This window comes from Nitrospirota bacterium (genome assembly GCA_016207885.1).
Taxonomy (GTDB): domain Bacteria; phylum Nitrospirota; class Thermodesulfovibrionia; order UBA6902; family UBA6902; genus JACQZG01.
Window position 1 is genome coordinate 502,782 of the sequence record JACQZE010000003.1, and the last position, 11,985, is coordinate 514,766.

At 44.7% G+C, this 11,985-nt stretch carries 11 protein-coding genes; 10 read left to right on the forward strand and 1 reads right to left on the reverse strand.

The window, feature by feature from the left end:
- Window positions 1-38 precede the first annotated feature (38 nt).
- The 10 genes from HY807_02565 to HY807_02610 all read left to right on the forward strand — a co-directional run bounded on the left by HY807_02565 (window position 39) and on the right by HY807_02610 (window position 11,413).
- Complete coding sequence (locus tag HY807_02565) at window positions 39-791, forward strand: tetratricopeptide repeat protein (protein MBI4825289.1); 753 nt, start codon at window positions 39-41, stop codon at window positions 789-791.
- Between the two features lie 29 nt (window positions 792-820).
- Window positions 821-2,836 (forward strand): hypothetical protein, encoded by a 2,016-nt coding sequence (locus HY807_02570; protein ID MBI4825290.1) that lies wholly within the window; start codon window positions 821-823, stop codon window positions 2,834-2,836.
- Window positions 2,833-2,985: a hypothetical protein gene (locus HY807_02575; GenBank protein MBI4825291.1), complete on the forward strand. Its 153-nt coding sequence runs from the start codon at window positions 2,833-2,835 to the stop codon at window positions 2,983-2,985. The genes HY807_02570 and HY807_02575 overlap by 4 nt, the downstream gene beginning before the upstream one ends.
- Before the next feature lie 81 nt (window positions 2,986-3,066).
- Complete coding sequence (locus HY807_02580) at window positions 3,067-3,564, forward strand: hypothetical protein (GenBank protein ID MBI4825292.1); 498 nt, start codon at window positions 3,067-3,069, stop codon at window positions 3,562-3,564.
- Window positions 3,565-3,570: 6 nt separating this feature from the next.
- Entirely contained in the window at window positions 3,571-6,087 is a 2,517-nt protein-coding gene (locus HY807_02585) for a copper-translocating P-type ATPase (GenBank protein ID MBI4825293.1), read from the forward strand.
- Between the two features lie 63 nt (window positions 6,088-6,150).
- Window positions 6,151-7,422 (forward strand): hypothetical protein, encoded by a 1,272-nt coding sequence (locus tag HY807_02590; GenBank protein ID MBI4825294.1) that lies wholly within the window; start codon window positions 6,151-6,153, stop codon window positions 7,420-7,422.
- A 126-nt stretch (window positions 7,423-7,548) separates the two neighbouring features.
- Window positions 7,549-10,020: a glycogen/starch/alpha-glucan phosphorylase gene (locus HY807_02595; protein MBI4825295.1), complete on the forward strand. Its 2,472-nt coding sequence runs from the start codon at window positions 7,549-7,551 to the stop codon at window positions 10,018-10,020.
- 66 nt (window positions 10,021-10,086) lie between these two features.
- On the forward strand, window positions 10,087-10,344 hold the full coding sequence (locus tag HY807_02600) for a DUF4160 domain-containing protein (protein ID MBI4825296.1): 258 nt from the start codon (window positions 10,087-10,089) through the stop codon (window positions 10,342-10,344).
- Window positions 10,307-10,612 (forward strand): DUF2442 domain-containing protein, encoded by a 306-nt coding sequence (locus HY807_02605; GenBank protein ID MBI4825297.1) that lies wholly within the window; start codon window positions 10,307-10,309, stop codon window positions 10,610-10,612. Before HY807_02600 ends, HY807_02605 begins: the two co-directional genes overlap by 38 nt.
- 138 nt (window positions 10,613-10,750) lie before the next feature.
- Window positions 10,751-11,413 (forward strand): hypothetical protein, encoded by a 663-nt coding sequence (locus HY807_02610; GenBank protein ID MBI4825298.1) that lies wholly within the window; start codon window positions 10,751-10,753, stop codon window positions 11,411-11,413.
- Window positions 11,414-11,881: 468 nt separating this feature from the next.
- Here the strand turns inward: HY807_02610 and HY807_02615 are convergent.
- Window positions 11,882-11,985 (reverse strand): IS3 family transposase (locus tag HY807_02615; GenBank protein ID MBI4825299.1); only part of this gene is annotated, 104 nt, incomplete at its 5' end.

Consider the following 11,985-nt stretch of genomic DNA (forward strand, 5'->3'; position numbering starts at 1 on the left):
CGGCCTTAAATGTTTTATGCAGGATTATCATCTTACTGTTGAAAATATTAAACATTAAAGAAAACAAAACAAAAACTTTTCTTCTATTATCAGCAGGCGCGCTCCTGCTGGTCTTTGCTCTGTATATCTTTCAAAACAGATATGCCTTAACCGGGATCTTCTTCCAGACCTTCTCTGCTAATAGTTTAGCGATAAGCAATTATACAAAAGCGATAGAAACGAACAAAGGGGACGCTTATTCCTATTACCAGTTAGGACTGATCTACAAAGAAACCGGCAACTATGATATGGCGGGAAAAGTTTACAAAGAACTGCTTCAGATCTTTCCCAATCATCCTGATGCCAATTATGACCTGGGATATATTTATAAAGAGAAAGGGCTGTCAGATCATGCAATTAAACAATATCAAAAAGCATTAGCAGTCGATCCCAAGAATGCTTATGCCCAATATGATATTGCATCTATCTACAGGCAACGAGGGGAACTTGATACAGCTCTCAAAGAATACGAAAAGGTTATAAAAATCGATCCGAACCATCCTTATGCCCAATATGATATCGCATCTATCTACAGGCAACGAGGGGAACTTGATACAGCTCTCAAAGAATACGAAAAGGTTATAAAAATCGATCCGAACCATCCTTATGCCTATTATGACATAGGTCAGATCTATGAAGAATTAGGGATGAAGGGCGAGGCGGATGAAGCGTTCAAGACACATCATGATAGAACCGACCCCAACTTCATCGATAGATTCCTGAATAAACTGACCGGAAAAGGCAATGGTTGAGCAGAAAGAGTTATATAATACTTTGAATCATGAATATCCATGTCATTAAATATATATCTATTAATCTCCTGCTCTTCTCTTCATGGTATCTCTTTCTCTTTAACAAAAGAGAAGCTCTCTTATTTATTGACAGGCTTATTGGAACATTCATACTCGGCCTTGCGCAGATAATTGCAACTGAACTTGTGCTTGGCATCATCTTTAAGAAACTTTACTCTGATCCGCTTTTTATAGTAAATATCGCCATATCTTCAGCAGTGCTATTACTGTCATTTTTTAGAAATAAAAACGGTTCTTATATAAAAAGTGCGGCAAGAGAACTAAAAGAAAAGATTTTCGGTTTTTTCAGAACGATCCGATCCGATTTTGTCTTGTTTCTTTTGTTCACCCTTGTCATAATACAGGCCTGCTGGCTGCTATTTCTCGGATACATCTTCCCTTCGTATACATGGGACGCGCTATGGTACCATCTGCCAATAGTAGGCCATATCATGCAGCGCGGTGCTATCATGGAATACCCTGCCAACTTCATGATAGACACATTCATAAATATTTTCCCGAAAAATATAGAGCTCTTTTTTCTCTGGAATGTCATATTCCTGAAAAGCGATGTTATCACGGACCTAAGCCAGCTGCCGTTTACTTTGGCCGGGCTCATGACAACTTACAGTATCGCCGTGAAGCTGAGTATAAATAAAAGATACTCGCTCTATTCATCATTCCTCTTCTTCTTCACACCCATTATAATTCTTCAATCTACAACTAATTATATTGATGTGGCCGTGTCTGTCCTTCTGCTGGTCACCATAAATTTTCTGCTGTATGAAAACAATAATTTCCATACCAGCTTGCTGAATAGCGAAAGGCAGCCTGGCAGGAAGGCTCCCATCCTGCTGGCCGGGATTTCCGCGGGAATCCTGCTCGGCTCGAAAGGTTCAGGCCCTTTATTTGCAATTCTGTTGTCATTGGTGATAATCACGCAGGAACTTATAAAACACCGGGGCAAGGTTTATGAAGCGGGTCCTTCGCTGCATAAGAATATATTAAGACACAGCCTTATCCCCTACATTCTCTGCTTCTTCATGCCGCTTCTTTTGCTGGGGAGCTACTGGTACATCAAGAACTGGCTGCTTTACAGCAACCCTGTATATCCCATGGAGATAGCGGTCTTCGGCAAAACGATCTTTAAGGGGCTTTATAAAGGAATGATAGACCCTGCCCCGGCCATGATAGAGAATTCCTCCTCTTTAGCAGGGTTGTTTTATGTATGGATGGAAAAGGTCGAATACTACCTTTATGATTCCAGGACGAGCGGGTTCGGCCCGATATGGTTCATACTCTTTCTGCCCGGCATAGCCTTTACATTCATCAACTCCATAATAAAAAAGCGGTACAACTGGCTTTTTATCATCATGCTGCTTATCATGGCCTTTGTGGCTCATCCGAGAAACTGGAATACAAGATATGTGATCTTCATCGTTGCGCTCGGAGCCTTATCATACGGTTTTGTCCTCGGCTACTTCAGCAAGAGGGAAAGGCTGCTAAGTATTATCGCGTTAATTCTTGCCGTATATACATCACTTACATCTAACTCACCCTGCATTATGCCGATAAAGATAAAGGAGTTCTTAAGCCTTCCGGCAAATGAAAGAACTATAGCCCGTCTCGCGCCGTTCAATATCGATCTGAACGCAAAGCAGGAGTACGGCAACTGGATATGGATAAGCAATAATATTGCGGAGGGCGACACGCTTGCGTACACGTTTGAGCCTCTATTTCTCTCTCCGCTATGGAACAGCGGATTTTCGAGCAGGACAGCATACATCAAATCTGAAAACTACAGCGAATGGCTGAAGATGCTGAAAGAAAATAACGCGACCTATGCACTGCTGCGGCAGTACTCTAAGGAAGATAATTGGATCGAAGATGAAAGAAAAGCTCTCTCAAGCATAGGCGGATGGTTCGGCAGGCCAAAGGAAAAATTTAAGGTTGTTTACTCTGATGAAAACTATAAGATAATGCAATTTTTAAAGGCTGAGAAATGACGGCTGACGAACGCAAAAAAGATATTCTCTTCATGGTCTTTATTATTGTGGTGATGACCCTTGCCGTCATATATTTCCTTGTGCCTGAAAGGGCGTTATTCATGGAGAACCAGTTAAAGTGGTGGGCGGAGTTCAGGAAAGCTTTTTAGGCTGCGGAATATAGTACAATTAATAATGATTGACAGATACTAACTTATATAAACAAGAAGCATATTCACAAGGAGGAGAAGATGAAACGTCTTTTACTGGCAGGATTATTGATCGCGGGATTATCAGCTGCAAACTCTTACGCCCAGATGGGCCAAGACATGAGGAAAGAGATTGACAATGAAGTACAGCGCAGCCATATGACGGAAGATAAAGAGCTTATAAATAAAACAGGGATTCAGGAAGAAGGAAAGATGTCTAATGAAGGAGATGTCACAAAACATCAGGAGATGATGATGGGGCATGGCGAGATGATGAATAACATGAAGGATATGGCCTATGACATGTCTAATATGATGAACGACATCTCCCGCATGATAGGCAGGCTGTCAGCAGAAGAAAGAGAAGCTTCAAAAGAGAATATCAGCGATATGGCAAACATGATGAGGCAGATATGCTCTGAAATGACCAACATGTCCGACTCAATGGAAAGCGGAATGATGACAGACTCCGAGATGGCCATGATGAAGGGCAGGGTGATGGAGATGCAGGAGAACATTTCAGGACTGAAAAATAAATAGGTTATAATGGCTGACAAAGCCTGTCCTCTTCCCGATTCAGGGGAACATAAAGATGCTTCTTCCTTATCAAGAAGGATAGACCTTCCGGTAACCGGCATGTCATGCGCGGCATGTTCTGCCAGGGTTGAATCCGGCCTCGCAAAAATAAAAGGCGTAGAAAAAGCATCGGTCAATCTCGCGGCTGAAAAGGCCACGCTCATTTACAACCCTTCTGAAGTTTCATCAGATGAGTTCATTAAAACTATAAAAGGCCTCGGATACGGTGTCTCCTTCTCAAAGATCACCATACCTATAAAAGGCATGACATGCGCCTCCTGCGTTGAGAAGGTTCAAAAGGCGCTCGCATTTTTAAACGGAGTTATCTCAGCATCTGTAAATTTCGCCTCTGAAAAAGCCACACTGGAATACAATCCCGCGCAGGTTGGCATGAGGGATTTTAAAAAGGCTGTACGTGATATCGGCTACGATATTATTGAGGCTGAAAAGGGCGAGGACATTGTTGAAAAAGAAAAGCTGGAGAGGGGAAAAGAGCTGAACCGCCTGAAGGTAAAGCTCGTTGCCGGTGCAGCTCTCACAATCCCCATATTGGCGCTCATGCTTTGGGATAATATCGGAATGTCGTCAGCCGCTGCGATACCGATGCAGTTGAATTATCTAATACAGTTCATTGCCGCGACACCTGTCCAGTTCTGGGTAGGCTGGCAGTTCTATCGCGGCGCCATATCAGCCGCGCGCCATAGGACAACGAACATGAATACGCTCATTGCTGTCGGCACTTCCGCCGCATATATCTACAGCGTCACCGCGACATTCTTTCCGTCAATATTTGAGATCAAGGGATATTCAGCACATGTATATTTTGACACTGCGGCGACAATTATCGTACTTATCCTCCTTGGTAGATTTTTTGAAGCGCGGGCAAAGGGGAAGACCTCCGAGGCGATAAAGAAACTTATAGGCATGCAAGCAAAGACCGCGAGGGTAATAATTAACGGAGTGGAAAAGGATGTGCCTGTTGAAGATGTCGAGCCGGGGGATATCATCCTCGTGAGACCGGGTGAAAAGATACCTGTTGACGGAATTGTAACGGAAGGCTATTCATCGGTTGATGAAGCAATGATATCAGGCGAGTCCATTCCTGTCGAGAAGAAGAAGGGCGATAAGGTCATAGGCTCAACTATTAACAAGACCGGTTCATTCAGGTTCGAGGCGGAACGGGTCGGAAGAGAGACGATGCTCTCGCAGATAATAAATATGGTTCAGGAGGCGCAGGGGTCAAAGCCTCCTATCGCAAGGCTCGCGGACAAGATCGCATCCATATTTGTCCCGGCGGTCATGGTTATTGCATCGCTCACATTTCTCATATGGTTCTTCTTCGGCCCTGACCCTGCCTTCACATACGCATTCCTCAATTGCATCGCTGTTCTTATAATTGCCTGCCCGTGCGCGTTGGGTCTTGCGACCCCGACCTCTATAATGGTCGGCACAGGCAAGGGCGCGGAGAACGGCATACTCATAAGAGGCGCTGAGGCTCTTGAGACAGCGCATAAGATAACTGCCATAGTCTTTGACAAGACAGGCACGCTTACAAAAGGCGCGCCGATTGTAACAGACATAATAACAAGTGAAAAGTTAATAGTTAGGAGTGACGAGATACTGCGGTTAGCAGCTTCCGCTGAAAGAGGTTCAGAGCATCCGCTTGGAGAGTCTATAGTAAAAAAGGCAAAAGAAGAAAACCTGAGTCTTTCTGAAGTCTCAGATTTCAAGGCTATACCCGGACACGGCATCATGGCGGTCATTGACGGGAAGGCCGTTCTTCTCGGCAATGAAGACTTCATGGGAGATGAGAAAATTGATATCAACGATCTCAAAGATATCTCAATAAAACTTTCTGAAGAAGGCAAGACGCCCATGTATGTTGCCGTAGATGGAAAGGCAGGCGGTATCATCGCTGTTGCCGATACACTGAAAGAGAACTCTTCTGACGCGGTAAAGACCTTGCGCAGGCTCGGCGTCCAGACTATCATGATAACCGGCGATAACAGAAGAACCGCTGAGGCGATTGCAAAACAGGTTGGCATAGAGAGGGTGCTTGCCGAGGTGCTCCCTGAAGACAAGGCGAGCGAGGTAAAGAAGCTTCAGGCAGAAGGCAGGATAACGGCGATGGTCGGTGACGGGATAAATGACGCGCCTGCGCTTGCACAGGCTGATGTCGGCATCGCTATCGGCACAGGAACAGATGTGGCGATGGAGGCATCTGACATAACGCTCATAAGCGGAGATATAAGAGGGGTCGCAACAGCCATCGCACTTTCAAAAGCCACCATCAGGAATATAAAGCAGAACCTCTTCTGGGCATTTGCCTATAACATCATCCTCATCCCTGTAGCCGCAGGAGCGCTCTTTCCGTTCTTCGGAATACTGCTGAATCCGATGCTTGCCGCCGGCGCTATGGGCATGTCATCCGTGACCGTCGTAACAAACGCGTTAAGGCTGAGAAAGTTTAAGGTGAAGCAGCTCTGAATCGCATTGACTAATTTCCCCTGAAAAGTTACGTTAGATATCTCAAATCATTGGAGGTAACAAATGAACAAATTTCCTAACAAGATAGATATTAAATTAGACAACCCGATATATAAAGGTTCTGTGCAAAATCTCTATGATGTGCCAGGGCATCCTGACCTTATCATAAGTGAAACAACAGCCGGCGGGTCGGTCTTTGATGTCGGGACGATATTTGAGATCGAGGGCAGCGACCTCGGCAGGGCTGGATTCAGGCATCTTGTTTTCCAGGAGCTTCGGAACCATGAAGCATGGAAGACGGTCTCAGCATCTGTAAAGGATGAAACCGGACTGCTCGAAAAAATGCTTGCAGAATTTCAAGAACACGGTGCGTTTACACATCATGCAGGCATGGTGGAGCGTGAGACCGGCAAAGTATTTTCCAAAGGGTTCCCATCAGAGTTAAGCAATCTAACCCTTATAAAAAAGTATACTGCTGAAAGGCCTGACCTGAAGAAGGTGATGGGATGGCATTTTTATGATTACAAGAAATACCACTCAAAAGACCGTTATGTCGTTCCTCTTGAGTATATCGTCAGGCTCGGCATAACAAGCGGCTCTTCGATCTTAAAAAAGTTCAGCGCGTTGAGCGATTCAGACAAGAAGACTTATCTTAATGAACTCGGGCTCGATAAACCGCTGGCTCCCTGGACACGTTTTGACCGTCCTCTGGTTGACCTTACAACAAAGTACGAACCTGAGGACAGGAATATCAGCCGTCAGGAGGCGTCACTCATCTCAGGCCTTGACGGTGACACATTCTCCAATTCTCTGGTGATGGCAATTCTCGGCGCGCTTCTGCTTCAGCAGATATTTTCAAAGATGGGACTCAACTTGTGGGATCTTAAATGGGAGATAGCAAAAGACGGGGATGATCTTGTCTTTGTCGATACGATAGATACAGACTCGGTGCGTGTGACATTTAATCTTCAGCGCAATAATAAGACATATTTTGTGCACTTTAACAAACAGGCGATGAGGGATTACTACAGGATAATGCATCCTGACTGGATATCCGCTGTGAATGAATCTAAAAAACTTGCATCTGTGTCAGGCAGGCCATTTACTGAAATATTATCTGCCGGACAGAAGAGCGGCCCATATCCGGCCAATCCTGCTATTGATAAACCTTTCCTCAACATCCAGAAGGCGAAGTTTGAGATGATCCAGAGCTTTATTAAAAATCAGGGTCAGGATCTTTCTAAAGAAGCCGAGAAGATAGCCCTTTCAGAGATTGAGTATTATTCGTCTTTCGGCAAGCTTGATGAGTATGAGAAGCTGAACGCGGTTTCTTAAAATTATGGGAGTCGAACTTCCATAATTCTTTACAATCCCGCAAAAATGCCATATAGTTACTTCATCGGCAGTTGATAACAAACCGCGGTATAATTACTTTTGTTCATTAGATAACTGGATTAATCTATGCCTGAGAAACCGCAGTCCACGGATACAAGAACCGACCTCAGTGTCGAAGCGATAAAGAAGGCTTTTTTAGACAACCTCTTTTACCTTCAGGGAAAGTTTGCAAAGGTCGCGACCAGAAACGACTATTACCTCTCACTTGCCTACACCGTCCGCGACCGCATGCTTCATAAGTGGATACATACGGCTGAGACATATTTTGAGAACCGCTCACGCACGGTCTGCTATCTCTCGGCAGAATATCTTCTCGGCCCGCATCTCGGCAACAACCTGATAAATCTCGGAATATATGAGCAGGCAAAGCAGGCGTTAGATGAGTTGGGGCTTGATATGAACGCGCTGCTTGAGCAGGAGGAAGAACCCGGGCTCGGCAACGGAGGGCTCGGCAGGCTTGCCGCCTGCTACATGGAATCAATGGCAACACTTGAGATACCGGCGATCAATTACGGCATCAGGTATGAGTTCGGCATCTTCAATCAGGAGATACGGGACGGGTGGCAGGTCGAGGTGACAGACAAATGGCTCCGCTTCGGCAACCCGTGGGAGATACCGAGAACTGAAGTCTTTTATCATATAAAATTCGGCGGCAGGACAGAATCGTATTGCGATGAAAAAGGATGTTACCGCGTCAACTGGATATCTGACAGGGTTATCAAAGGAGTTGCTTTTGATACGCCAATACTCGGATACAAGGTTAATACCGTAAACCTCCTGCGTTTGTGGAAGGCTGAGGCATGCGAATCATTTGATTTTCAGGCGTTCAATATCGGTGATTATTACGGCGCTGTTGAAGAGAATGTGGCGTCTGAGAATATCACCAAGGTGCTCTATCCGAATGACGAGCCGAGCGTTGGTAAAAAATTGCGGCTTGAGCAGCAGTACTTTTTCGTCTCATGCTCGCTTCAGGATATGATAAGGATCTATCTTCAGAGGGAAAAAGATCTTGACGGATTCCATAAGAAATTTATCATCCAGCTTAATGACACCCATCCTGCTGTCGGCATCACCGAACTCATGCGCCTGCTTGTGGATGAGCATGGTATGGACTGGGACAAGGCATGGGATATAACAAGCCGTGCGTTTGCATATACAAACCATACATTGCTCCCTGAAGCGCTTGAGACATGGCCGCTCAGACTATTCGCAGGGACTTTGCCGAGGCATCTTGAGATCATCTATGAGATAAACAGCCGCTTTCTCAAACAGGTGCGCCAGATCTATCCGGGAGATTACGAGAAGTTACGGAAAATGTCCATTATAGATGAGTGCGGTGAACGGTATGTGAGGATGGCGAACCTCTCGTGTATCGGAAGCAGCGCCATCAACGGCGTGGCAAAGCTCCATACTGATCTGTTGAAGCGTGATGTGCTTCATGACTTCCATGAGTTATGGCCTGAGAAATTCCTTAATGTGACAAATGGAGTAACGCCCCGCAGGTTCATGGTTCTTTCCAATCCGAGGCTCAGTAAACTTATCTCCGAGAGGATAGGAGAAGGCTGGATAAAGGATCTGAGGGAACTGAGAAAGCTGGAAGATGCTGCAAACGATGCATCGTTTCAGGAGAAATGGCGAGCAGTTAAGAAAGAGGTTAAGAAAGAACTCGCTTCTGTCATAATGCAAAGAACAGGTGTTTCCATTGATCCTGATTCTCTCTATGACATACAGGTAAAACGCATTCACGAATACAAACGCCAGCACCTGAATGTCCTTCATATAATCACTCTCTACAATCGTATTAAACGTGACCCTTCAATTGATCTTCCTCCGAGGACATTCATATTCGGCGGCAAGTCCGCTCCCGGCTATCATACCGCAAAGCTCATCATCAAGCTTATCAACTCTGTCGCCAATGTCATCAACAACGACCCTGACATCAAGGGCCGCATCAAGGTCGTCTTCTTCCCGAACTTTGATGTGAAGAGCGCGCAGCACGTCTATCCCGCTGCTGACATATCAGAGCAGATCTCAACCGCAGGGAAAGAGGCGTCAGGCACAGGCAATATGAAGTTCGCCATGAACGGCGCGCTGACCGTCGGGACACTGGACGGAGCGAATATCGAGATACGCGAAGAGACCGGCAAGGACAATTTCTTCCTCTTCGGTCTGGACACGCAGGAGGTTCATGACCTTTGGGCAAAGGGTTATGATCCGATAAAATATTATGAGGCAAATCCGGAATTGAAGGAAGCCATTGACCAGATCGGTTCAGGTTACTTCTCGCCTGAGGTTCCGGGACTCTTCAGGCCTCTTGTTCAGTCATTGCTCTATCGCGATGAGTATATGCTCTTTGCAGATTATCAATCATACATCGAATGTCAGGAGAGGGCGGGCAAACTATTTCAGGATCAAAAAGAGTGGACAAAAAGATCCATCCTCACCACCGCACGAATGGGGTCATTCTCTTCAGACAGGTCTATACATGAGTATTGCAAGTACATCTGGGATGTGAAACCGGTTCATATAAGTTTTTGAACTCTTTTGAATAACGCCCCCATCAATTAAATAGACAACTTCCTGATTGTTGTCATATAATCTGATATGCCGTCAGTAAAAAATATTCCTGGGCCTTATCGCTTTTTCTTTTACAGTTTCGACTGTAATGAGCAGATGCATGTACATGTCCAGAGAGAGAATATGAGTTGCAAATTCTGGCTGGAACCTGTCGTATTGACGAGGAATCAAGGTTTTGCGCCAAAAGAACTTAACAAAATACGGGAGATAATTAAAAATAAGAAGAACAAAATAATGGAGGCATGGTATGAACACTGCGGTGAAATTGCAAGAAGTAAGAATTAAAGATGTAACCATTTCTAAAGACACTATTACAGCGCAATTGGTTGACGGCCGTATTATCAGCGTTCCGCTTGCATGGTCATGGCGTTTATCCGATGCAACACCTAAACAGCGGGCTCATTACAGGATCATAGGAGACGGGCAAGGCGTGCATTGGCCTGATGTAGATGAAGATATCAGTGCTGAAGGAATGCTGTATGGCGTTCCGGCTCCACGCCCGCTGAAGCGCAACTTAATACCTAAACATAACAAAAAAATGGCTACCAAATAGTTACAGCAGATGTGGTAAAAGCTGCGCCGCTGAGAAGGACTGAGCCTGTCGAAGTGCGAAAATCAGACAAGCCTTTTAGTCGTCATTCTCCACTTTAGCAAATAGGCCTACCGGCTAGTAGGCAGGGACAAGGGTGAAATGAAGCAGCATCTTCGAAAACAAGCACTCATAAAGAAAACGGAAACTTTCATTCCAGAGCCAACTGACATTTTCTCTGAGGAAGCAATTCGGCATGCTTTTGAAGAAAAAGAACGTTCAAGCGAACATCGTTTTGACTTACTTGCTTCTCCTGTAGCGGTTCAAACAGTCTTCAAAGCAACGCAAGACTTCAAGTCTCGGCGAAGTTTAGAAGTCACTGCAACAAAAAGACCTGAAGAAATACCAGATATCCCTCAAGGCACTCGCTTTCAGTTCAGTCGCCTTTGTGGGCACTACGGTAGCCTCAAAGCAAGTTCGAACCGAATAAAGAACAGGGAAGACTTAATTGTGGTGTTAGTATGGGAGGAAGGGCTGTTAGTAGGCTATGGCATAGCTGCCTCAAAGAATGACGAATGTGAAATCGAGATAGTCGATGTCGACTACTACTCTCGCCGGAAAGCTGACTTAGTAGACACGCTCCAGCTTTCTGACCAGTCTTTTCAAGTCGGAGTTGGTCACGTTGTGGTTAATGCATTAATAAAAGAGTGCCCTCGGCCTATCCACGTGGATGCAACTAATAGCAGTGCAAGATACATATTCAAGTCTCTTGGGTTCGTTAATGAGGATAAATCAAGCAATTTGTTCATACTGAAGATAGACTAAAAAAAGTATAACATGGAACCCAGCCGACCTCGTACCTCGGCGGTTGACCTCCATGTTATACGAATAATAAAATGATAATTAAGAAAAAAACGTGATTGTCGTCCATGCCTGCGTTTATTGAATTTAAATGAGTTTATGAATGAAAATTGAACCAACTATATTTCATTTTAATTGCCCTCTTTGTGGGGCTCATCCGAAGGAGCAACCCCTCATATCATATTTGGGGTTATGGGCTGTATATCAGAAAAACAAAATAGACAATCTTATCAATATATTTTTCCAATCATTGAAAGAGGTGTCAGGCGCAGAACCGCGATGGAAAACAAAAACGATGTACAGTACGCTCAATAACGAACTAGAATTGTTGAATCTTCTCACGACAAGCTCTGGTGAAATAAACCAAAATAACAGTCTTATTATAAAAAATGGTGATTGAAGTTCCCCTGCTTCAACGGACACAAAGTTTAGTTAGGCTGCTATATCCTCCAGTTCAAATGATACCGGAGATTTATATCCCAGAGCTGAATGCCTTCTAATTCGATTATAGAACATTTCAATATATTCGAATATAC